Source organism: Luteimonas cucumeris (assembly GCF_007830035.1).
Taxonomy (GTDB): domain Bacteria; phylum Pseudomonadota; class Gammaproteobacteria; order Xanthomonadales; family Xanthomonadaceae; genus Luteimonas_C; species Luteimonas_C cucumeris.
On the sequence record NZ_VLKN01000003.1, the window covers coordinates 239,987 to 263,010 of the forward strand.

Genomic DNA, 23,024 nt, shown 5'->3' on the forward strand with positions numbered 1-23,024 from the left:
GGCCATGTCAGGGCTCCAGCAAGGCCAGTACCGCATCGGCCTCGACGAAGTCGCCGGCATCGGCGCGCAGTTCGGCGACCACGCCGTCGCGCGGCGATTTCAACGCAAGTTCCATCTTCATCGCTTCCATCACCAGCAGTTCCTGCCCCTCGACCACGCTGTCGCCCGTCGCGACCTTGACCAGCACCACACGTCCCGGCATCGGCGCCTGGATCCGATCGTCGCCGCGACTGGCGGCGCCGGGTTCGTATCGATACAGGAGCACCGGTTCCAGGCGCAAGCGACGCGTGCCGTCGTGCGCGTCGAGCGAACCGGCGCCCGCGGCCATCTGGAAACGCCAGCCCTGTTCATCAAAACGCGCGCTGAGCACGTCATCGGTCAGCCTCGCGCCGGCGACCGTGACGGTGCGGCCGTCATGCTCGATGCGGTATTCGCCGGCACTGCCGTGCGCGACCAGTTCCAGCCTCTGCCCGCGATGCAGGAACGCCAGCGTGCGGCCACCGGCGTGGCCCAGGCGCCAGCCGTCGGCGACGGCCCAGGGTGACGAGGCATCGGGCAGGTTGCGCGCCTGTTCGCGCTGCGTGGCTTCCTGGGTCAACAGTGTGGCAACCGCTGCCGCCAGCAGCAGGTGCGGTTCCGCATCCTTCGCCGGCATGAACTGATCCAGATGCCGGTCCAGGTAGCCGGTATCGATGCTGCCGTCGACGATCGCCGGGTGCCGCACCAGCCTTTCCAGGAATTCGATGTTGGACTTCGGGCCCTCGATGCGGCATTGCGCCAGCGCCTCGCGCAGGCGCGCCAGCGCCCGCGGGCGATCCTTGTCCCAGACGATCAGCTTGGCGATCATCGGGTCGTAGAAGATCGTCACCGTATCGCCTTCGACCACGCCGGAATCGATCCGCACGTGCTCGTCGGGTAGCGGCAGGCGCAGCTGCCGCAGCTTGCCGGAGCCGGGCAGGAAACCGGCCTCCGGATCCTCGGCGTACAGACGCACTTCGATCGCGTGCCCGTGCTGGCCGATCTGTTCCTGGGCCAGCGGCAGGGCGTCGCCGGCAGCGATCCGCAGCTGCCATTCGACCAGGTCCAGGCCGGTGACCAGTTCGGTCACCGGATGTTCCACCTGCAGCCGCGTGTTGATCTCCATGAAATAGAAGCCGCCGTCGGGCGCGACGATGAACTCGACGGTGCCGGCGTTGACGTAGTCGATCGCGCGTGCGGCCAACACCGCCGCCGCGCCCATCGCCGCGCGCATTTCAGCAGTGAGGAAGGTCGACGGCGATTCCTCCAGCACCTTCTGGTAGCGACGCTGCGCCGAGCACTCGCGCTCGTTGAGGTGGATCACGTTGCCGTGGCGGTCGCCGAAGACCTGGATCTCGATGTGGCGCGGCTGCTCTACGTAGCGTTCCAGCAGCACGCGGTCTCGTCCGAACGCGTTCTTCGCCTCGCGCTGGCAGCTTTCCAGATGCGGCAGGAATTCCTCCAGGCTGCGCACGATGCGCATTCCCTTGCCGCCGCCACCGTGCGCGGCCTTGATCATCAGCGGAAAGCCGATCCGCGCGGCCTCCCGGGCCAGCAGTTGCGGCGACTGGTCCTCGCCGGTGTATCCGGGCACCACCGGCACGCCGGCTGCCTGCATCAGTTCCTTGGCGCCGGCCTTGCTGCCCATCTTGCGCATCGACGCCGCGTCGGGACCGATGAAAGCGATGCCCGCGGCAGCCACCGCATCGGCGAAGTCGGCGTTCTCGCTGAGGAAGCCGTAACCCGGATGGATCGCCTGTGCACCGGAGCGCCTGGCGACGTCGATGATCGCGTCGCCGCGCAGATAGCTGTCCTGTGGCCGCGGCCCGCCGATCGGCCAGGCCTCGTCGGCGAGTCGTACATGCTGCGCATCGGCATCGGCTTCGGAGAACACCGCCACGGTGCGGATGCCGAGCCGGCGCGCGGTACGGATCACGCGACAGGCGATTTCGCCGCGATTGGCGATCAGGATCTTGTCGAACATGGCTTTCGCTTTTTAGCCCTCCCCTTCAAGGGGAGGGTTGGGTGGGGATGGGTTTGCTCTTTCGCGCAGTGCCCGCCAGATCACATCGAGAACCCCGTCCATGTTCTCGTAGATCTCATTGTTCCAGAACCTCAGGACCACGAAACCCGCTTTCTCCAGCATTGCGGTTCGCGTGCTGTCGTATTCGGCGGCTTCCGCATGTTGCCCGCCATCCAGCTCAACCGCTACTTTTCGCTCCAAGCAGGCGAAATCAAGGGTGTAATCGCCGAATGGATGTTGGCGACGGAACTTCGTTCCATCTAACTGTCTGCCACGTAATCGTTGCCATAAGGCGCGTTCCGCATCGGTCGCGTTGTTGCGCAACCCGCGCTGTAATCCGGCGTCGATTATTTTTCGGTTGGTTTGGCCGTCCATATGCTCTTCGTGACTTCGAACATCAAACCCATCCCCACCCAACCCTCCCCTTGAAGGGGAGGGCTTCAGGAGCAAGCTACTCGGGTGCGTGGCAGACCGCTTCGATATTGTGGCCGTCCGGATCGATCACGAACGCGCCGTAATAGTTCTCGTGGTAGTGCGGCCGCAGTCCGGGCGGGCCGTTGTCGGTGGCGCCGGCAGCGAGGGCGGTTTCATGAAACTTCCGCACTGCGGCGCGATCGGCGGCGAGTATCGCGACATGGGTGCGGGCGTGCCGGTCGCTGCTGCTGATCCAGAAATCAGGCTTGCCCTTGCCGAAGCCGGCGGCGCTGGAACCGTCGCCGGTCATTTCCGGGGTGACTTCCATGACCAGGCCATAGCCCAGCGGTGCGAATACGGCCGTATAGAACGCCTTGGAACGGGCGAAGTCGGAAACGGGAATGCCGACGTGATCGAGCATGGCTACTCCTTGATCCAGGCAGGAGGGTGTTTTTCGAGGAAGGCGGCGATGCCTTGCTGGCCTTCCGGCGAGATGCGCAGGCGCGCGATCAGATGGGCGTTGGCCGCGTCCAGCGCATCGCGGTCGCTGCCCATCGCGACGACATCGCGTACCAGCGTTTTCGCGGTCGCGCTGGCGATCGGGCCGGCCTTCAGCAGCAGGTCGACCTGACGCTGCACGACCGCATCGAGGTGACCGGCCGGGACCACCTGGTGCAGCAGGCCGATCTGCAATGCCGTATCGGCATCGAAGGATTCGGCGCTGGCGAACCAGCGTCGCGCCTGGCGCGATCCGATGGCCGCGACGACGTAGGGCGAGATCACGGCCGGCAACAGCCCGAGCCTGCTTTCGGTCAGGCCGAATTTCGCCTCCGGCACGCCGATCGCGATGTCGCAGCAGGCGACCAGGCCGACGCCGCCACCGAAGGCGGCGCCCTGGACGCGGGCGATGGTCGGCTTGGGCAGTTCGTCGAGCGTGCGCATCAGGCGGGCGAGGGCGAGCGCGTCGTCGCGATTTTCGGCCTCGCTGGCCTTCGCCATGCCGCGCATCCAGTTCAGGTCGGCGCCAGCCGAGAACGACGTGCCGGACGCTTCCAGCACCATCACGCGCACGCCGGCATCCACGGCGATGGCTTCCAGTGCGGCGGTAAGCCCGGCAATGAGGTCGGCGTCGAAGGCGTTGTGCAGCTCCGGCCGGTCCAGGCGCAGGCGCGCGACCTGACCCGTGCGTTCGACCTGGAAGTGCGCTGTCGTCATCGAAGCCGCTCGCGAAGGGGGACTGCATGATAGCCGGAGGCAGTGTTCCAGCCGGGCGACTTCGGCCGCCGCCGGCGAATGCTAGAATGAGAACAATTCTTGTTTGCTGCCTCGCATGATCCTTTCCGAATTGCCACAACGCACCTCGGCCACGGTGGAAGCCGTCGAGGACCGGGTTCCGAACGACCTCATTTCGCGGCGGCTGCGCGAACTGGGTTTCGTCGACGGCGAGCAGGTGGAGGTGATGGCGGTCGGGCCGATCGGGGCCGAACCGCTGCTGGTGCAGGTCGGTTACACGCGTTTCGCCCTGCGTCGCAATGAAGCCGCACGGATCCGCGTGCGCAGCAACGGGAGCGGCGGCGCATGAGTGCAACTGCAGTCCCGATGCGGCTGGCCCTGGTCGGCAATCCGAACAGCGGCAAGACGGCACTGTTCAACCAGTTGACCGGCAGCCGGCAGAAAGTCGCCAACTACGCCGGCGTGACCGTCGAGCGCAAGGAAGGCCGCCTGGTCGCGCCTTCGGGCCGCCAGTACGCGGTGCTGGATCTGCCCGGTGCCTACAGCCTGCATCCGGCCAGTCTCGACGAGGCGATCGCGCGCGATGTCTGCCGCGGTTTCTATCCCGGAGAGCCGGCGCCGGACGCGCTGGTATGCGTGATCGACGCTACCAATCTGCGCCTGCACCTGCGTTTCGTGCTGGAAGTGCGCGAGATCGGCAAGCCGATGATCGTGGCCCTGAACATGGCCGATGCCGCACGCCGGCGCGGCATCCAGATCGATGTCGACGCACTGCAGCGCGAACTGGGCGTGCCAGTGATCGAGACGGTGGCCGTGCGCCGTGGCGGCGCCACGGCGCTGGTCGAGGCACTCGACCGTTTCGATATCGCCACGGCGCCACCGCGGAAGCGGCTGGCCGCGCACGACCACGATGGCGACGTGGAGATGGAAGCGCTCCACGCCGAGACGCGGCGCCTGCTGTCGCTGGCGGTGACGATGCCGCGTCGCACCGCGCGCATCGACGACGCGCTGGATCGATGGCTGCTGCATCCCGTGTTCGGGCTGATGGCGCTGGCGGTGGTGATGTTCCTGATCTTCCAGGCGGTGTACGCCTGGGCGACGCCGATGATGGACGCCATCGAAGCGGTCACCGGCTGGCTCGGTGCTCAGGTGGGTAGTGCGCTGCCGGAAGGACCGCTCAACAGTCTGCTGGTGGACGGCATCATCGCCGGCGTCGGTGGCGTGATCGTGTTCCTGCCGCAGATCCTGATCCTGTTCGCCTTCATCCTGGCGCTGGAAGAATCGGGTTACCTGCCGCGCGCGGCCTTCCTGCTCGACCGGATGATGGCTGCGGCCGGCCTGTCGGGTCGTTCCTTCATCCCGCTGCTGTCGAGCTTTGCCTGCGCGATCCCCGGCATCATGGCGACGCGCTCGATCCAGGATCCGCGCGACCGGCTCGCCACGATCCTGGTCGCGCCGCTGATGACCTGTTCGGCGCGGCTGCCGGTATACGCACTGCTGATCGGCGCCTTCATCCCGCAGCAGCAGGTATGGGGCGTCTTCAACCTGCAGGGCCTGGTGCTGTTCGCGCTGTACATGGCTGGCATCCTCAGCGCGCTGGTGGTGTCGTGGGTGATGAAGAAATGGCGCCGCGACAAGAGCGAACATCCGCTGCTGCTGGAACTGCCGTCCTATCGCCTGCCGCATCCACGCGACCTGCTGATCGGCCTCTACGAGCGCGCGATGATCTTCCTGAAGCGCGTCGGCGGCATCATCCTGGCGCTGACCGTGCTGCTGTGGTTCCTGCTGTCGTTCCCGGCAGCGCCCGCGGATGCGGTCGGGCCGGCGATCGATTACAGCTTCGCCGGACGCATCGGCCATGCGATGACGGCGATCTTCGCGCCGATCGGTTTCAACTGGCAGATCTGCATCGCGCTGATTCCGGGCATGGCTGCGCGCGAGGTGGCGGTGTCCTCGCTGGCGACGGTGTACGCGTTGTCCGCCGCGGATGACGAAGCGGCAGCGCAGGCGCTGTCGCCGCTGATCGCCGACGGCTGGTCGCTGGCCACCGCGTTGTCGCTGCTGGTGTGGTTCATCTACGCGCCGCAGTGCATTTCCACGCTGGCCACGATCAGGCGCGAAACGAATTCCTGGAAACACGTCGCGATCAGCGCGGGCTACCTGTTCGCGCTGGCCTATCTGGCCTCGCTGGTCACCTACCAGGTCGCCGTGGCGCTGGGGGCGGGGTGAGCATGTCGAGCATGTCGCTGACGCTGCAGTACGTGGTGATCGCGATCGCGGTGCTGGCCAGTGTCGTCGTCGTCGCCCGGAAACAGTTTCCGCAGGCAACGCGAAGGTTGCGCATCGCGTGTGCGTTGCCGCTGCTGCGCGAGGGGCGGCCGCCGTGGCTGCGTTCGTTCGGACGCTGGATCGCGCCACCGCCATCGCAGGCCGGCGCCGACGCGTGCGGCGGCTGCAACAGTTGCGATACTTCGTCGAAACCCGGGTAGGTCAGGCGCCCGCGCAGCAGTTCCGCGCAAGCAGCGGGTCAGTGACGGCGCGCCTTGGCACCGGTGGCGGCGAACATTTCCACGGCCAGGGTGAACGTTCGTTGTTCGTTGGGATGCAGTGCGCCGACGCCGACGACGTGGCGCGACACTTCCTCGCCACGTTCGTTGCGGATCGTCACCACCACCGAATATTCCGATGAGCCGCCATGGGCCGGCTGGCGGATGATGCCCTCGACCTTCAACGGCGAAGGCAGCGATTCCGCGAGCGGCGATGCCGCGGAATCGATGCGCAGGTAGTGCTTGCAAGCCGGGCAGACGCTCGCGCTTTCCAGGATCCTGGTCTTGCAATGCGGGCAGGTCCGCGTCGAACCTGCCGTTCCCGGACGCGGCGTGCTCATGCGCCGGCGCCGTTCTCCGTCGACTTCTTGCCGCCCTTGTCGTCCTTCCAGCCGAAGTCGGCCTGGCCGCGCATGCGCGAACCGGCGGCGACGCTGAGCGAACCGGCCTTCAGATCGCCGACCAGCACGCCGCTGGCCTGCAGCTCGACCACGGCCGCCGACTCGATGTTGCCTTCCACTTCACCGGCGATGATCACCTTGTTGGCGCGCACGCCACCGGTGAGCTTGGCGCCGGTCTCGATGGTGAGGTCGCCCTGCACGTTGACGTCGCCCTTGAACTTGCCGGCGATGCGGACATGGCCACTGCCTTCGATCTTGCCTTCGATGGTGATGTCGGAAGCGATCAGGGATTCCTTGGCGGCGGACGCCTGCGGAGCTGGTGTCGGGGCCGCACTGAAAGCGGGGGCCGGAGCCGGTGCGAAGTCCTGGCTGACGGTAGTCTCGCGCGGCTGCGCGGGTGCCGGTGCCGGCGGCGGATCCAGCGGGAAGCTGGCGGTATCTTTCTTCGCGGGGGTCTGTTCTTTCCAGATCGCCATGGAACGTTTCCTCTTATCGATAGGCAGGACGGGGGACGACTGCGTCGTAGCCGGAGACTAACACGCGTTTCCGCACGTGCGTCGCGATAAGTCTCACTAAAACGATACTTTGCGCGATGTTCTGATGGCGTCCCACCAATACATGTCACGGCACGGACGCATCGCTGAATGGAGTTAAATTTCCATTAGCGATGTCGAGCGTCGGCCTACATCCTGAATACGCCAAACTTCGCCGGTTCGATCGGCGCATTCAGCGATGCCGAAATCGCCAGGCCGAGCACGCGGCGGGTGTCCGCCGGATCGATGATGCCGTCGTCCCACAACCGCGCGGTGGCGTAGTACGGATTGCCCTGCGATTCGTACTGCTCGCGGATCGGCGCCTTGAATGCGGCTTCCTCATCCGCGCTCCAGGACTTGCCGGCCGCCTCGATGCCGTCGCGTTTGATCGTGGCCAGCACTCCGGCCGCCTGTTCGCCGCCCATCACGCTGATCCGCGCATTCGGCCACATCCACAGGAAGCGTCCGCCATAGGCGCGGCCGCACATCGCGTAGTTGCCTGCGCCGAAGCTGCCGCCGATGACGACAGTGAATTTCGGCACCGACGAACACGCCACTGCGGTCACCATCTTGGCTCCATCCTTGGCGATGCCGGCGTTCTCGTATTTCCTGCCGACCATGAAACCAGTGATGTTCTGCAGGAACACCAGAGGGATGCCGCGCTGGTTGCACAGTTCGATGAAGTGCGCGCCCTTGAGCGCGCTCTCCGAAAACAGGATGCCGTTGTTGGCGACGATGCCGACCGGATAGCCGTGCAGGTGCGCGAAACCGCAGACCAGCGTCTTGCCGTAACGCGCCTTGAACTCCTGGAGCTCGCTGCCATCGACGATGCGCGCGATCAATTCGCGGATGTCGAACGGGCGCCGCGTGTCCTTGGGCACGATCCCGTAAAGCTCCTCGGAAGCGAACAGCGGATCGCGCGCCGGTTGCGTCGCCACCGGCAGGGTCTTGCTGCGATTGAGACTGCCGACGATGTCGCGCGCGATCTGCAGCGCATGGGTGTCGTTCTCGGCAAGGTGATCAGCCACGCCCGAAATCGAGGTGTGCACCTCGGCGCCGCCGAGCGATTCGGCATCGACCACTTCGCCGGTGGCGGCCTTCACCAGCGGCGGGCCGCCGAGGAAGATGGTGCCCTGTTCGCGGACGATGATCGATTCATCGCACATGGCCGGCACGTACGCGCCGCCGGCTGTGCAACTGCCCATCACCACCGCGATCTGCGGGATGTTCTCCGCGCTCAGGCGCGCCTGGTTGTAGAAGATCCGGCCAAAGTGTTCCCGGTCCGGAAACACCTCGTCCTGCAGCGGCAGGAACGCACCGCCGGAGTCGACCAGATAGATGCATGGCAGCCGGTTCTCGCGGGCGACTTCCTGCGCGCGCAGATGTTTCTTGACCGTCATCGGGAAGTAAGTGCCGCCCTTGACGGTGGCGTCGTTGGCGACCACCACCACCTCCTGCCCGAGCACGCGGCCGATGCCGGTGACGATGCCGGCGGCAGGCGCGGCGCCGTCGTACATGCCATCGGCGGCCAGTGCGCTCAGTTCGAGGAAGGGCGAGCCGGGGTCGAGCAGGGCGGTGACGCGATCGCGTGCCAGCAGCTTGCCGCGTTCGGTGTGCCGCAGGCTCGCCTTCTCGCCACCGCCAGCAGCCGCGGCGGACAGGCGCGCATCGAGTTCGTCGACCAGTGCGCGATGATAGGCGACGTTGTCGCGGAACTCCGGCGAACGCGGGTCGAGTTGGGAAGTGAGTACGGGCATGCGCGGCGCGTCGTGGCTGGCGAAGGCCAAAGGATACAGACCGGCGTCATCGAAAGGCTGCCTGTGCTCGGCACGGTGGGTCCTCTGCAACAAAAAAAGCCCCGCTCGCGCGGGGCTTTCCGGAATCCATCTGTTGCAGCGGACGAATTACTTCTTCTCTTCCGCCTTGACTTCATCGGCAGCCTGTTGCGCCTTGTCGGCGACATTCTGTGCAGCATCGGCGGTAGCTTCGGCGGCATTGGCGGTGGCTTCGCTGGTGGCGGCAGCGGCCTGATCGGCAGCGGCTTCCGCAGCCTGTCCGGCTTCGGTCATCGCTTCGCCGGTGGCGGCGGCTGCGGCATCGACGCCTTCGGCTGCGGCATCGCCTGCAGCCTGTGCGGCATCCGCGGCCTGCATGCCCGCCTCGTCGGCGGCGGCTGCCGCTTCGGATGCCTGCTGTTCGGCGGTCGGGGTTTCGTTCTTGCAGGCCGAAAGGGCCAGGACGCCAGCGGCGAGCAGTACATAGAGCTTGGTGTTCATGGGCAACTCCGGTCGTGTGTGGGTGGGGCGGGTGGCGCGATTGCGGTCGCAGCCTAACCCAGGCCCCGCAAAAGAAAAAGCCGCCGGCAAGCCGGCGGCTTTTCCACAAAGATGCGGCAAGAAGTGATTACTTCTTGGCTTCTTCCTTGGCAGCGTCGACGGCTTCACCGGCAGCTTCGCCAGCGGCTTCGGCGCCAGCGGCAGCAGCGTCGGCAGCCTGGCCGGCAGCTTCAGCAGCGTTCTCGGCGGTGTCGGCAGCAGCGTCGGCAGCACCGGCAGTCGCACCAGCGGCAGCGGCGTCAGCCGAGGTCGCAGCAGCGTCGGCAGCGGTGGCAGCGGCGTCAGCCGACTGCTGTGCAGCGTCGGCAGCCATCGTGTCGCCAGCGGCGGCGGCGGTGTCAGCAGCCTGCTGGGCTTCGGTCGCAGCCGAGGCAGCTTCAGCGGCCGAGTCCTCGGCCTGCTTCTGGTTGCTGCACGCGGCCAGGGCCAGACCCATCGCCAGGGCAAGCAGAGCCTTGTTCATGGACATAATCGAATTTCCTCGTCGTTTAGTTAGGCAACGCGCAAGTGCGCGCCAATAACATGATGACAAGCCCGTCGGACGTGTCAAGCGGTTGGCCTAAGTTTTTTGTGTTATCCGTTTTTAACCTTTTACAGGATTTCGATGGCCAGTGCGGTCGCTTCGCCGCCGCCGATGCACAGCGATGCCACGCCACGCTTGCCTCCACGCGCCTTCAAGGCGTGGATGAGGGTCACCACCAGGCGTGCGCCGCTGGCGCCGATCGGGTGTCCCAGCGCAACTGCACCACCGTTGACGTTCAGCTTTTCGTGGGGGATGCCGAGGTCTTTCATCGGTGCCATCGCCACGCACGCGAAGGCTTCGTTGACCTCGAACAGGTCGACATCGTCTACCTGCCAGCCCGCCTTCGCAAGCACGTTTGTAATCGCTTTCACGGGTGCGGTAGTGAACCATTCCGGCGCCTGCGCATGGCCGGCGTGCGCCACGATCCGCGCCAGCGGTTGCAGGCCGCGCCTGCCGGCTTCTTCCGCGGACATCAGCAATGTCGCGGCCGCGCCATCGGAAATCTTCGAGGATGAAGCGGCCGTGAGTCGTCCTTCCTTGCCGAACGCCGGGCGCAGGCCGGGAATTTTGGCGGCATCGATCTTGCCAGGCTCTTCGTCGACATCGACGACCACTTCGCCTTTCCTGCCCTTGACCGTGACCGGCACGATCTCGCCAGCAAACGCACCCGAGGCGATCGCCGCTTGTGCGCGGCTGGCGCTTTCAGCCGAGTAGGCGTCGAGTGCTTCGCGGCTGAGTTCGTACTTCTCGCAGGCGATGTCGCCGAAGATGCCCATCGCCTTGCCGTCGTAGGGATTGGTCAGGCCATCCCATGCCATGTGGTCGAGGAATTCGGCGCTGCCGTAGCGGATGCCCGTGCGCGAACCGTTGAGCAGGTGCGGCGCGTTGGTCATCGATTCCATGCCACCGGCCACGACGACCGAAGCGCTGCCGGCCTTGATCAGGTCGTGCGCCAGCATGATCGCCTTCATGCCCGAGCCGCACACCTTGTTGACCGTGGTGCAGCCGGCCGCGTCGGGAATGCTGGCCGCACGCGAGGCCTGCCGCGCTGGCGCCTGGCCGAGGCCGGCCGGCAGCACGCAACCCATGATGACCTCGTCGACCTGGTCGGGGGCCAGGCCGGCATGTTCGAGCGCGCCGCCGATGGCCGCGGCGCCGAGCGTGGGAGTGGGGACGCCGGTGAACTGGCCGAGGAACGAACCGATGGCGGTGCGCTTGGCACCGACGATGACGATGTCGGACATGGGTAGGGCTCCGTGATTCATGGACTGCGGCGCAGGGCCAGTGCCGCCATTATCGCGCGTTGGACGGGCAAATGCTGCGGCGCGTCAAATGTGGCCGATGAATGCAGGACCACGTCACTAATAGGAAGGGATCGCATTGCCGCGCGTGCCGATGCGCGTTACAAAGCCGTGTGGGCCCATCAAACGAATCACGATCGAATCGCAGGGAAAGACGATGAAGGCAATGAAGCGGCGGCAGCAACGTTCGAGTCGGCTGGCTTGGGGGGTCGCCGTGGCGCTGACCGTCAGCCTGGCCGCATGCGGTGGCGGCAGCAGTGGCGGTGGGGTGCGTCCCACACCGCCACCGCCTCCGACTAACCCCCCGCCGACTAACCCGCCGGAACGGCCGCAGCCAGCCTTCGATGCACATCTGGCCATGACCAATACCGCGCCCGCGCACGCTGCCGGCTTGACCGGCGCCGGCACGATCATCGGCGTTGTCGATACCGGCGTGAACCGCAACCATCCGGCGCTGGCGGGCAGGGTCATCAAGAACCTGACCTATGTCAGCTCGCCGCCGAACGACCTCAGCGTCGACGATGCCGCCGATCACGGTACGGCGGTCGCACAGATCCTCGCCGGCAAACCGTTCGGCGAATGGCCGGGCGGCATCGCCCCAGGCGCGCAGATCGTTTCCGCACGCATCATCAACGACGAGAATCCGCCGGAAGACGGTGGTCCGCCAGGCAGCGAAGTGCCGCCCGGTGACGACACCCCGACGTTCATCGGAGAGGTGAATGCCGACCTGATCGCCGAAGGCGTACGGGTCACCAACAATTCCTGGGGCGGCCTGTACTGGAACAGCGACTCGATCACGACCGGCTTCCTGCAGGCCTATACCCCGTTCGTGCTGCAGCACGGCGGGCTGGTGGTATTCGCCACCGGCAACGACGGCAATGCCGAGCCCGGCAGCATGGCGGCGTTGCCGAGCCAGGCCGGCGCTGAGGCGCTGGAAAGAGGCTGGCTGGCGGTCGCCTGGCTCGACAACGCCAACCCGACCCGGCTCGATCCCGAATCCAATGCCTGCGGCGTAGCCAAGAACTACTGCCTGGTCGCTCCCGGTGGCGTCATCACCACCGGTACCAACGACCCGCCGAGCACTCCCGACTACTGGCAATGGTTCGGCACCTCATTGGCCGCGCCACAAGTCACCGGCACCGTGGCACTGGTCTGGGAAGCGTTCCCCTATTTCGACAACGACCTGGTGCGGCAGACCATACTCGGCAGCGCAACCGACCTCGGTGCGCCCGGCGTCGACGCCGTATTCGGATACGGCCTGCTCAATGTCGGCAAGGCGGTCAAGGGGCCGTCGCAATTCAACTGGGGCGATGTCGACGTGACGTTCGACGGCATCACCTCGACCTGGTCGAACCCGATCACCGGTGCCGGTGGCCTGATCAAGAACGGCAACGGCACGCTCGTGTTGAGTGGAAACAATGAATACACGGGGCGCACCGAGGTGCTCGGCGGCACGTTGCGGATGGAAGGATCCAATGACGGCGCCTTCTCGATCGGCCCGCAGGGCAACCTGTCCGGCACCGGCTCGATCGGCGGCAACGTCGCCAACAACGGCACGGTCACCGTCGAAGGCGCCACCAACCTCAGCATCGCCGGCAACTACACGCAGACGGGCACCGGCCGGCTCGCCGTGGACCTGGGCAACTGGTTGAACGTGACCGGTACGGCGCAAATCGGTGGCGAGCTGCACGTCCTGGGCGTCAAGGATGGCTATGTCACGCAGAGCCGCGAAGTAGTGCTGCGTGCCAATGGTGGCGTGAGCGGACAGTTCTCCTCGCAGACCGCGGCGCCCGGTGTCTTCCTGGCGGCAACGCGCGGCTACGACGCGACCAGTGCCTGGCTGGACATCACCAGCATCAGCGTCACCGCCGTGCAGGGCATGAACTACACCGCAGCGTCGAGCGCATCGGCGGCGCGTGTCGACACCGCGATGGACGCCATCGACAACCAGATCGCAGCCGGAATCACTGGCAACATCAGCGGCAACTTCATCGCCGCGGCCGGCGACTTCCAGCGTGCGCCGACGATGCAGTTGGCCGAAGCATCATTGAAGAGCCTGTCCGGCGAACTGCACGCCACCGCCGATGCGATGACCTACGAGGGCATCGATGCCAGTCGTCGCGCGCTGTCGTCGCGCTTCGACGAGATCGGCGAGCAGCGGCTGCCCGGCGGCATGTGGCAACAGAACCTGTCGCAGAGCGGCGACATGGCGCGCGCCGGTTTCAGCGGCTTCGACTACAACCTCAGTGGCCAGATGCTTGGCATCGACCAGCGTATCGGCCGGCACGGCGTGCTCGGCGTCGCCGCCAGCCGCACCCGTGGTGCCGGCTGGCTGGACCAGGGCAACGACCGCAGCCGCAGCCGTCAGGACGAAGGCCAGGTCTACGCCGGCCTGATCGGCGACCACGCCTACCTGCAGGGCCGACTCGGTTTCGGCCGCTTCGATCGCCGGGTCGATCGCAGCGTGCTGCTGGGCAGGCGCCAGACCGGCGTGGCGACTTCGTACTCGGGCGACTACGACGTCGCGCATGCCGAAGCCGGATGGCGCATGCCTCTGGGCCAGTCGCGGCTGACGCCCTATGTTGCCAGCCAGTTCGCGCGCATCCGCAACGATGGCTTCCGCGAAGCCGGCGCCGACGGCTTCGGCCTGAAGACCCGCGACAGCGACAGCGACCGCTGGCAGGCCATCGCCGGCCTGCGCGCCGACCGCCAATGGCGCTTGGCCGGCGGCAACTGGCTGGGTCTGGAAGCGCGCGCCGAATGGCAGAAGACCTTGTCCGCGCACGGCGGCGCGTTCGATGCCAGCTTCGTCGGTGTCGACCAGTGGCAGACGCTGGCCGGCATCGGCCTCGCCGATTCCGGTCGATTGTTCGGTGTCGGCTTGAACGTCGGCCTCTCCGATCGCGCCACGCTCGGTTTCGACCTCAGCCATCGCTCCGCGGAGAACCTGGAGGACAACCAGGTGTCGGCGGAGTATGTGTTCGGGTTCTGAATTCTCATTGCGGCAGTGGCGCCAATTGCATTGAAAAGGCCCCGGAATCGGGGCCTTTTTTTTAACGCGGCTGAGTTATAGCGCAGGCTCCGGTGATTCCGATGGCGGTGTGGAACCCGTCCGACGCGGTCCGTTGTTCTCGAAACGCTTGGCGAGCGATTTGCTCAGGGCATGCAGGCCATCGTTCTTGCCAGCAATCTTGAGGAGGGCGTAACCCTCCAATGCCGAAGTCATAACATCGCTACCCAAAGCCATTTCAGTGTCTTTGGCTCTTTCAAGCAAGCGGGCAAGACGCACCAGTCGGGCATTGAGTGCATCGTGTGCTGTTAGGTCGCGACGCATTTCCTCAATGTCCATGCCGCGCGGCAACAGCGCGCTATTTTCGGTCATTACGTCCAAGGCTCTGCGGCAGAAGGCCTCCGAACCGTCGCCCATTTTCACTATTCGCTGCCGGTCACCAACCGTCAGCGCCACTAGCATGGGGGCGAGGGACTGCTCCAGCGTGTTAATCGCTTGATCCACCGTGGCCCATTCGTCGAGGCTCAAGTGGGTTGAAACCAAGTTCTGACTCATCTTCCTACTCCTTGTCAATGTGAGATCCGTTAACACCGGTCGTCATGACCAGCAGGCAAAGCATAACTTGGATTTTGTCCTTTGGTATGGGCCACGTGCCCCTTGCGAGCGGCACCCAACCTCACGTGGGAGGGGCTTCGACCTGCATCAATACAGCCGCCTAACGCCTTGAAAGCGGCTAGTGGCCTATGCAAGAACAATGTTGTCACTTTGCGAGAGGAGGACTATTCCGCTACACGATGAGATTCGTTTCGTCTTATAAGCAAGAGCAAGCCTCAAAGGTGCAGGGTCTTAACTGCACTGAAAGAATTCACCAGCCAGCATGTTGACAGTCTTATCTCCGCTCGGGAGTAGTTGTGAAGCTTCCTGAGAATATGTGGATAGCTGAGTTAAAGAGTGCCTTTCTATTATGAGTAAGGCTATGGCGGGAGCATTGTGGCCAAGCATTTGCATGGCCAGGTCGGTCTACTACGGTAATTCTGAGAATTTCTTGGACGGAAAACCAGGTTCTGTACTCGGAGGCAACATTCTGAACTCGATAGCCACCTCTTCCTGGAAAACGCTTTTGAATCCTGCATAAGGAAGCGGTTGCGCGCTGATAGGAGCGCTTTCAAGGGCGTGACGCGCTTGATCGTCCAAGGTGCACTTACCTGAGCTCACGGAGCGTACGAAACCACCAGCCGCTTGCCGAATGGATAGTGTGCATGATCCTATCTTTGCGGGGATGCTCTCACGGCCTACCCAATGTAGTTCGACGGCTTGCCTGATGGCCGAAAGGTATCTTTTGCGAAGGCTATCGCTGGCAGTGCTGTCCTGACTGTCAGAAGCGCTTGGAGTTATCGGTGGCGGGGCACTGCGAGTCGATGGTGCTGGGTCCGCATAACCCACAGAAGCTGCAGCAGGCGTGGCAATCGGTTGTACTTGTGGTTCGGGTGCGACCTCTGTTGGAACCTGTGCGTCCGGTTCGTGATTGTCGAGAGAAGGTGTCTGATCGACAGCTTCAAGCCTTGGGATGGGCGAGGTGGGTTCATTCTCAAGTGGAGATTGATGCACTTCAGCGATAGGAGAAGTCGGCGTAGGCGGGGCGCTGATCTTGATGTACTGAACTATTAGGGCACTGCTTTCACCAGAAAGTATTTCATTGGTGCTTGAATTCGTATCGAACCGGGGCCAAAGCGAACTCAAAAAGGCGCCATGTATCAACAGAGAGATGCCGATCGCCCACAGGGGGTCCCGCCTAGATTCTAAGAGCCGGAGGGAAGCGTCGGGATGTTTCATCAGTTGATTACGTCGGGATAAAGTTCAGAGAAATTGTGCGTTGTGGAATGGCTATCTCACTTCAGTGGCTCTGCACGGCTTGATCTTTATCGTTGGTAGTCAGATCGTTGGCTCGAGGGTAGGGGTATGGCGCTGCGCAATGCGGCGACTCTAAGGGATGACAGGGGAAGATGATGGCATTTGGGAACAAGCCGTGGCTTGCGGCTCTGGCCGTATTGTTGTGCATGTCGTTCAATCCCATACGCGCAGCTGAGGTGTCGCCGGAGAGCGAGTATGCCCGTCGTTTGAAGGTCTATCAGACCATACAGCCGGAAGGGGATGCGCCCTTCGGAGAACAGATCAATTTATACAACGGCGATCTGAGCTTTCGTCAGACCGATATCGTGCTCGAAGGTACCGGGCCGACGATTTCGCTGGTGCGCACTACTACGTCAGGCCTGGACAACGATAGCCACTCGCTGCCGTATGCGTTCGGGAATTGGTCTCTATCAATTCCACGGATCGAAACGCTGGCCAATATGGGCTATGCGCCTCCGGGTTCGGAGACCCAGCCCACAAGTCCAGGCCTGCATTGGGCCATTGATGGTCCAGATAACCCCTCTCGCTATTCCCGCTGCAGCCAGCTTAAGCGGCCTTGGTTTTCCAATATCGAGATCTTCTTCACCGGCGAAGGCTGGAACGGCATGGAGTTGGTTACGGAAAGTGGCGACCGGCAGCCGGTAATTGTTAGAAGTACAACTAACACACTTCAGCCGACCATGACCAATTCGCAGGGTAGCCCACTCGTGTTTCCAGGCTTGACTCTGGACAACTGGCAGGTGGGCTGTTTGGCCACGACCAGTAACGGCGAGGAAGGTGAAGCGTTCTTCGTGGTCTCGCCGGACGGCACCAAGTACTGGATCGATCACTTGACCGGAGAACGCGCCGATTCGATCTTCCGTATCGATGAGGATGGCGTCCGACTCCGTCAGGGCCGCATGCTGGCCAGGATGTATGTCAGCCGCGTCGAGGATCGGTTCGGCAACTATCTGACCTATGCCTATTCCGGCGACAAGCTGACATCCATCACGGCCAGTGACGGACGCCAAGTCACGATCGCTTGGCGCAGCGACAGCCGCGTCATCAGTTCGATCACCGTACAACCTGCTGCCGACCAGCCACGTACTTGGCAGTACTTGTACGCGAATGTCACCGCTACGAGTGCCACTTTGACGAATGTGGTGCTTCCGGATGGCACCCAATGGGGTTTCAACCTGTCGGGCATGGGTCCGGGTCCTTGGTTCCACTATGACCTGAACAAGTGTACGACGCGCAACTTGCCTGATACCGGCACTAATAGCATCAGCACGATCACTCACCCTTCTGGTCTGGTCGGAAAATTCACTACGACGCCGATCTGGCATTCGCGCAGCTATGTTTCCAGCGACTGTCGCTATCCACAGCCTCCGGAAGAATTCGAACCTTACGAATATGAGCCGCCGCTTTACAACGTGCATTCGCTGATCAGGAGAGAAATCTTCGGTCCAGGCGTGGCGGCTAAGGTATGGACCTACGGCTATTCCGATGGCAACGGCAGCACGACATCCGACCCGTGTGCCGCGAGTGGTACGTGTCTGGCTACCCAATATGTGGATATCCGCGATCCGAATGCCAACCGCACCCGCTACACCTACAGCAACCGCGTCGGCGAAATGGAATCCAAGCTGTTGCAGGTTGATTTTCATGAAGGAGAGTCGACCCTAAAACGTCGCGAGGCGTATCAGTACGCCGCATCGACTTTCGGTCCCTATCCGGCCAACCCGGGATATGCCCTGAGCGGCGGTGGCGGTATTCAGCTCAGTCGCTGGACTCCGCTCAAGCTCAAAACGATCACCCAGCAAGGCGGGGTCTTCAAATGGGAGGCGAAGAAGTTCGACGCTTACGCCAACCCGGTGGGCGTCACGCGTTCGAGTAACTTGGCCGCGCCCAACAGCCGTTCGGACTACACCGACTACCTGTACAACACCAACCGCTGGGTGATCGGCCCGGTGGCCAAGGTGCGCGACAGTGCCGATGGTCTGACTCCCGGCACGACGGTGTTGCAGGAGACGGCGTACGACCCAACCACGGCATTGCCGACGGCGACCTATGCTTTTGGTGCACTCAAGCAGAGCTTCACCTATCACCCTGACGGTTCGCTCAAGACCGTCAAGGATCCGCTCCATCCGGCATACACCTTCAACAACTACAAGCGCGGCATCGCCCAGCGGATCGATTTTCCGGATACGAAGTTCATCTCGGCGGTAGTCGACGATTTCGGTCAACTGAGCTCGGTGACCAGCCCCTTGGGGCATGCCACCGGCTACGGCTACGACGTGATGGGGCGGATGACCGGCATCAATCTGCCCACCGGCTGGAACGACAGCACGATCGCGTTCGTCAAGGTCACCGGCGCCGAGTACGGCATTCCGGCCAACCACTGGCGGCGCACGGTCAGCAAGGGTACGGCCCGTAGCATCACTTACTACGATGCGCAGTGGCAGCCAATTCTGAGCTACGACTACGCGACCAATGTCGCCGGCTCGTTCGTGGCGCGGTCTTATGATGCCTTCGGTCGCGAGACCTTCACCTCCTATCCGACCGCGACCGCCCCGACGTTCGGCGCCAGCGGCTGGCCGGCCACGCTCAAGGGCACGCGCACCACCTACGATGCGCTGGGCCGTCCTGTAGAAGTCCGGCAGGACTCGGAACTGGGTGGCACGCCACTGGTCACCAGTTACGCTTACCCAGACGGCTTCCAGACCCAGGTTACAGATCCCAGGCTGGCGGTCACTACCACCAGCTATCAGGCCTTCGACGCACCCAGCACGGACGCACCGGTGCTGGTGCAGTTGCCCGAGGCGGTGACCACCGCAATCGAGCGCGACAAGTACGGCAAGACGCTGAGCCTCACCCGGAGTGGTCCGCATGCCGGGGGCAGCAGCGCGCTGACGCGCAGTTACGTCTACGACAGCCAACATCGGCTGTGCCGGGTCACCGAGCCGGAGACCGGCAGCACGGTCACCACCTACGATGCCGCCGGCAACGTGGCCTGGTCGGCGACCGGGATGACCATCACCGGCACCGGTTGCGGCGATACCCAGGTCCCGACCGCGGCGCGCATCACCCGCACTTACGATCCGATGAACCGGGTCAAGACGATCGACTATCCGGCCGATACCGGCGACATCGCCTACAGCTACGATGCCGCCGGCAACGTCGCCACCGCTGTTGCCTATGGCGTCAGTGCTGCTCAGGACGTGGTCTGGAACTACGGGGTCCGCAACAGCCTGGGCTTGCCGACCAGCGAGATGCTCCATGTGGACGGCTTCAGCTACGGTCTGCAGTACGTTTATGACCCTCAAGGTTCGCTGAAGACACTGACCTACCCGGACGGCCGTGTGGTGGACTATCTCCCGGACGCCTTGGGTCGAGCGACCCAGGCCGGTGGCTATGTCGGGAGCGTCCAGTACTTCCCCGACGGCGATCTGTCGTCGTACCAGTACGCCAATGGCATCACCTACGCCGCGGAGAAGAACACGCGTTCGCTGCCGAGCAACCTGACCTATGCCAAGGGTGGCCTGCTGTATAGCCAGGACCTGGCCTACGACGCCAATGCCAACCTGACGAACGTGACCGATCTGTTGCCGATGTCGCCCTCGCGCACCAAGACGATGACCTACGACAGCCTGAACCGGCTGAGCACAGCTACTGGGTTATGGGGGGTGGAGAGCTATGCCTATGACGCGCTGGACAACTTCCTGTCGATCACCCGTGGCGGCATCAACAACCGCTTCGAGTACGACCCGGCCAACCGCTTGGTGCGCATCGCCAATGCGGCCAACAATCAGACGTTGCACAGCTACGACTACGACACCAAAGGCAATGTCACCACGCGCGACGGCGCCACGTTGAGCTTCGACGAGGCCAATCGGCTGCTGGCCTATGCCGGCAAAGGTGGCTATCGCTACGACGCCTGGGGCCGGCGCGTGAAGCGCAGCAATGGCAGTGGCGTGGGGCAGAGCTATTACACCTACTCGCAGGCCGGGCAGCTGTTGTTCGAGCATGACCTGGGCGCTAACAAGCTGACCGACTACGTGCATCTGGGCGGCAAGCTGGTGGCCAAGGTGGCCGCCGACGCGCCGGTGCCGGCACTGCAGGCACCTGAGCGCAGCACCACCGGCAGCTATAACGTGAGTTGGGCGGCCATCTCAGGCGTCTCCGCCTATGTGCTGGAGGAAAGCAGCAATGGCGGTGCCTGGGTCGAGGTTTACTCGGGCACGGCGTTGAACTGGGATGCCAGCGGCAAGGCCCATGGCAGTCAGTACGGTTATCGGGCCAAGGCCTGCGTAGGCAGTGTGTGCGGTAATTACTCCACGGCGGTCACCGTCGCCATCGACCTGACGCCGGTCGGTGCTCCGGTGATCACCGTGCCCAACAACCCCACGCCCAACTACACCGTCAGCTGGGCCGCAGTGGCAACCGCGACTACCTATGAAATCCAGGAAAGCGGTAGCAGTGGCGTGTGGGTGGGCTTCTACAGCGGTGGCGCCCTGAGCAAGGCAGTGACCGGCCATGCCGGTGGAGTGTTCAACTACCGCGGCCGTGCCTGCAATACGCATGGCTGTGGGCCGTGGGGCGTGACCGTGACGACAGTGGTAAATGTGCCGCCGTCGGGAGTGCCGGTGCTGGCGGCACCGCCGGCCAGCAACAACGGCAGCTATACGATCAACTGGGGCGCCGTGGCTGGTGCGACCAAGTACACCTTGGAGCAAAGCGCCAATGGCGGAGCCTATGCCACGGTACAGGACACAGCGGTGTTGAGCTGGTCGACCAGCGGCAAGGCGGCGGGCAGCTACGCCTATCGGGCCAAGGCCTGCAATCCGGCCGGTTGCGGCGGTTACTCGACAGTGAAGACTGTGGTGGTGACCTATCCGCCGACGGTCGCGCCGACGCTGACCGCGCCGGCCAGCAACGTCACGGGCAGCTACACGGTCAGCTGGACCGGCGCGGCGACCGCGACCAGTTACACCCTGCAGCGCAATCTCAACGGCGGCACATGGGTCAGCGCCTACAGCGGTGGCGCTTTGAGCAGTGCACAAGGCCTGTCAGCGGATGGCAACTACAACTATCGCGTGCAGGCCTGTAATGCCGGTGGTTGCGGGCCATGGAGCGCGACCAAGGTCACCCATGTGGAGATTACCCCGGCGATGCCCGCCACATTGTCGGTGGTGATCTATGTCGACGACATCGTGAGGCCTCCATTGGTCGACTGGAACGTGAACTGGGCAGCATCGATGGGCGCAACGAGCTACGACTTGGAGATCACTTCTGGAACAGGAACTGGCATTGGCTACAGCGGTCCGAACCGATCCTTCTACATGTCGGGCCGGGGCACGCGTAGCTTCCGGGTGAGGGCGTGCAAGAGCACCACCAACTGCTCCGCCTGGCGCAGTCCCACCAGCATCGTCAACCAGTGAGGAGGCGTGCCATGACAATGAACTGCACATTTGCGCGCTGCTTCAGCCAGACCATCATGGCCCTGTTCGGCTTGCTGCTGGGCATCGGTACGGCACACGCGGCCGAGACGGTGACCTACTACCACACCGATGCGCTGGGTACACCGGTGATGGAGTCCAATGCGGTCGGTACGGTGACCTATGCCAGGGAGCACAAGCCTTATGGTGAGCAGGCACTTGGCGCCGCCAAGAACGGGCCGGGGTTCACCGGACATATGGGTGATACCGATACGGGGCTAACCTATATGCAGCAGCGCTATTACGATCCAGCGTCGGGCAGGTTCCTGAGCAATGATCCCGTGGGAATCGACCTGAATAACGGTGCCAACTACAATCGGTATTGGTACGCAAACAACAATCCCTACCGATTTACCGACCCAGATGGGCGCAGGAGCAAAGAGGAGTCCGACTATAAGCGGGAGCAAGCTGAAGAGCGCCGCCGGGCTGAAGAAGAGAGCAGGCGAAAGGCTGAAGAAGCCAAAAGGCAGGAACAGGCGCAAAGAGCACAACAAGCGGGAGAGATAGCGGTCGGCGCAATGGTCACTGCCTTGATGACGTTGCCTGATGTAATGTCGCCCGATGGAGGTGGCTCTGGGTTTAGTTCCTTGATCACTGGGCTGTTATTTAAGACAGAGAACTCAATCACGGCTGAAGTTGCTTCAGCAACGAGTGTTATAAAACGTGCACCTAGGCCAGCACTAAACTTCAAGCCGCCTACCAATTCTCCTCAAAATCCACCGCAAATAATTCCAGCAGGTTATGGGCTGAGAGTGATGGCTCCAACTGAGCAATACAAAAATGGATACTGGGTACTAGAGAAGCCGATGTCGAACGGAGGCCTGCAGAAAATAAATCCCTCAACAGGGAGGCCAGGGCCCGAATGGGATACACATGTTCCATTGCCACCGGCAGGGGGTTGAATGTACGCATTGCCTGAGGATTTCGAGTCTGCCGTGATTGTCGGTAAAACGGTGGAAAGGATTTGTTTTTCAAAATATCAACTCAACATCTTCTTCAGTGAAGATTTCGCTATCCAAATTGAAGGAAGGTTTAATTTTAGATTGGCTCTTGGCGCCGAGGAGTCAGTGCAAGGATTTCCCATTGAGACATCAAATTTGCTAGGTGTGCTAGATGAAAAAATAGATTCTGTTGATTGCGATAAGATCAGCGGTGATATGGCTATCAAATTTTCCAATTCTGCTTTATTGCATCTTTGGGGAGACAATGGTCCCTACGAATCGTATAGCTTATTCATTAATGGTGGCCGGATTATTATTTAGTTGAAAAGTAATGCGCGTGTACCAGAAATGTTCAAC

18 protein-coding genes are annotated in these 23,024 nt (G+C 63.2%); 7 read left to right on the plus strand and 11 right to left on the minus strand.

All coding sequences use genetic code 11. From position 1 onward, the window contains the following. Nucleotides 1-7 precede the first annotated feature (7 nt). The 4 genes from IP90_RS07210 to IP90_RS07225 form a co-directional block, all read right to left on the minus strand. Nucleotides 8-2,002, minus strand: a complete 1,995-nt coding sequence (locus IP90_RS07210) for an acetyl/propionyl/methylcrotonyl-CoA carboxylase subunit alpha (RefSeq protein ID WP_144898939.1) — start codon at nt 2,000-2,002, stop codon at nt 8-10. Between the two features lie 12 nt (nt 2,003-2,014). Next, a complete protein-coding gene (locus tag IP90_RS07215) occupies nt 2,015-2,416 on the minus strand; it encodes an endonuclease domain-containing protein (RefSeq protein WP_144898940.1) in 402 nt (133 codons plus the stop codon). Between the two features lie 76 nt (nt 2,417-2,492). Beyond that, nucleotides 2,493-2,876, minus strand: a complete 384-nt coding sequence (locus tag IP90_RS07220) for a VOC family protein (RefSeq protein ID WP_144898941.1) — start codon at nt 2,874-2,876, stop codon at nt 2,493-2,495. 2 nt (nt 2,877-2,878) lie between these two features. After that, on the minus strand, nt 2,879-3,670 hold the full coding sequence (locus IP90_RS07225; protein WP_144898942.1) for an enoyl-CoA hydratase-related protein: 792 nt from the start codon (nt 3,668-3,670) through the stop codon (nt 2,879-2,881). 115 nt (nt 3,671-3,785) lie between these two features. Here IP90_RS07225 and IP90_RS07230 point away from each other — a divergent pair, with 115 nt between their 5' ends. The 3 genes from IP90_RS07230 to IP90_RS07240 are packed head-to-tail and all read left to right on the plus strand — an operon-like array spanning nt 3,786 to nt 6,177. Then, nucleotides 3,786-4,037 carry a FeoA family protein gene (locus IP90_RS07230; RefSeq protein ID WP_144898943.1) on the plus strand — a complete coding sequence of 84 codons (252 nt, stop codon included), beginning with the start codon at nt 3,786-3,788 and terminating at the stop codon, nt 4,035-4,037. After that, a complete protein-coding gene (gene feoB / locus IP90_RS07235; protein WP_144898944.1) occupies nt 4,034-5,917 on the plus strand; it encodes a ferrous iron transport protein B in 1,884 nt (627 codons plus the stop codon). The genes IP90_RS07230 and feoB overlap by 4 nt, the downstream gene beginning before the upstream one ends. Before the next feature lie 11 nt (nt 5,918-5,928). Beyond that, on the plus strand, nt 5,929-6,177 hold the full coding sequence (locus IP90_RS07240; protein WP_144898945.1) for a DUF6587 family protein: 249 nt from the start codon (nt 5,929-5,931) through the stop codon (nt 6,175-6,177). Nucleotides 6,178-6,215: 38 nt separating this feature from the next. Here IP90_RS07240 and IP90_RS07245 read toward each other — a convergent pair whose 3' ends face one another. The 6 genes from IP90_RS07245 to IP90_RS07270 all read right to left on the minus strand — a co-directional run bounded on the left by IP90_RS07245 (nt 6,216) and on the right by IP90_RS07270 (nt 11,271). Further along, nucleotides 6,216-6,575: a hypothetical protein gene (locus IP90_RS07245; protein ID WP_144898946.1), complete on the minus strand. Its 360-nt coding sequence runs from the start codon at nt 6,573-6,575 to the stop codon at nt 6,216-6,218. Continuing rightward, entirely contained in the window at nt 6,572-7,111 is a 540-nt protein-coding gene (locus IP90_RS07250; RefSeq protein WP_144898947.1) for a bactofilin family protein, read from the minus strand. The genes IP90_RS07245 and IP90_RS07250 overlap by 4 nt, the downstream gene beginning before the upstream one ends. A 206-nt stretch (nt 7,112-7,317) precedes the next feature. Further along, nucleotides 7,318-8,925, minus strand: a complete 1,608-nt coding sequence (locus IP90_RS07255) for a carboxyl transferase domain-containing protein (RefSeq protein ID WP_144898948.1) — start codon at nt 8,923-8,925, stop codon at nt 7,318-7,320. Nucleotides 8,926-9,072: 147 nt separating this feature from the next. Next, a complete protein-coding gene (locus IP90_RS07260; RefSeq protein ID WP_199753422.1) occupies nt 9,073-9,444 on the minus strand; it encodes a hypothetical protein in 372 nt (123 codons plus the stop codon). 127 nt (nt 9,445-9,571) lie between these two features. After that, nucleotides 9,572-9,973: a hypothetical protein gene (locus IP90_RS07265; protein WP_144898949.1), complete on the minus strand. Its 402-nt coding sequence runs from the start codon at nt 9,971-9,973 to the stop codon at nt 9,572-9,574. A gap of 122 nt (nt 9,974-10,095) precedes the next feature. Next, a complete protein-coding gene (locus tag IP90_RS07270) occupies nt 10,096-11,271 on the minus strand; it encodes a thiolase family protein (protein WP_144898950.1) in 1,176 nt (391 codons plus the stop codon). A 415-nt stretch (nt 11,272-11,686) separates the two neighbouring features. On the opposite strand from IP90_RS07270, the gene IP90_RS07275 reads away from it, so the two are divergent. Then, nucleotides 11,687-14,320 (plus strand): autotransporter serine protease, encoded by a 2,634-nt coding sequence (locus IP90_RS07275; protein ID WP_158635300.1) that lies wholly within the window; start codon nt 11,687-11,689, stop codon nt 14,318-14,320. Nucleotides 14,321-14,395: 75 nt separating this feature from the next. On the opposite strand, the gene IP90_RS07280 is transcribed toward IP90_RS07275, so the two are convergent. Next, complete coding sequence (locus IP90_RS07280) at nt 14,396-14,893, minus strand: hypothetical protein (protein WP_242007516.1); 498 nt, start codon at nt 14,891-14,893, stop codon at nt 14,396-14,398. Nucleotides 14,894-16,344: 1,451 nt separating this feature from the next. Between IP90_RS07280 and IP90_RS07285 the strand changes: the two genes are divergently transcribed. From IP90_RS07285 to IP90_RS07295, 3 genes are read left to right on the plus strand one after another with little or no spacing between them, the layout of a single operon-like run. After that, nucleotides 16,345-21,669 carry a hypothetical protein gene (locus IP90_RS07285; protein ID WP_158635301.1) on the plus strand — a complete coding sequence of 1,775 codons (5,325 nt, stop codon included), beginning with the start codon at nt 16,345-16,347 and terminating at the stop codon, nt 21,667-21,669. Between the two features lie 11 nt (nt 21,670-21,680). Continuing rightward, on the plus strand, nt 21,681-22,628 hold the full coding sequence (locus IP90_RS07290) for an RHS repeat-associated core domain-containing protein (protein ID WP_144898953.1): 948 nt from the start codon (nt 21,681-21,683) through the stop codon (nt 22,626-22,628). After that, nucleotides 22,629-22,988: a DUF6188 family protein gene (locus IP90_RS07295; RefSeq protein WP_144898954.1), complete on the plus strand. Its 360-nt coding sequence runs from the start codon at nt 22,629-22,631 to the stop codon at nt 22,986-22,988. The last annotated feature ends 36 nt before the right edge of the window (nt 22,989-23,024 follow it).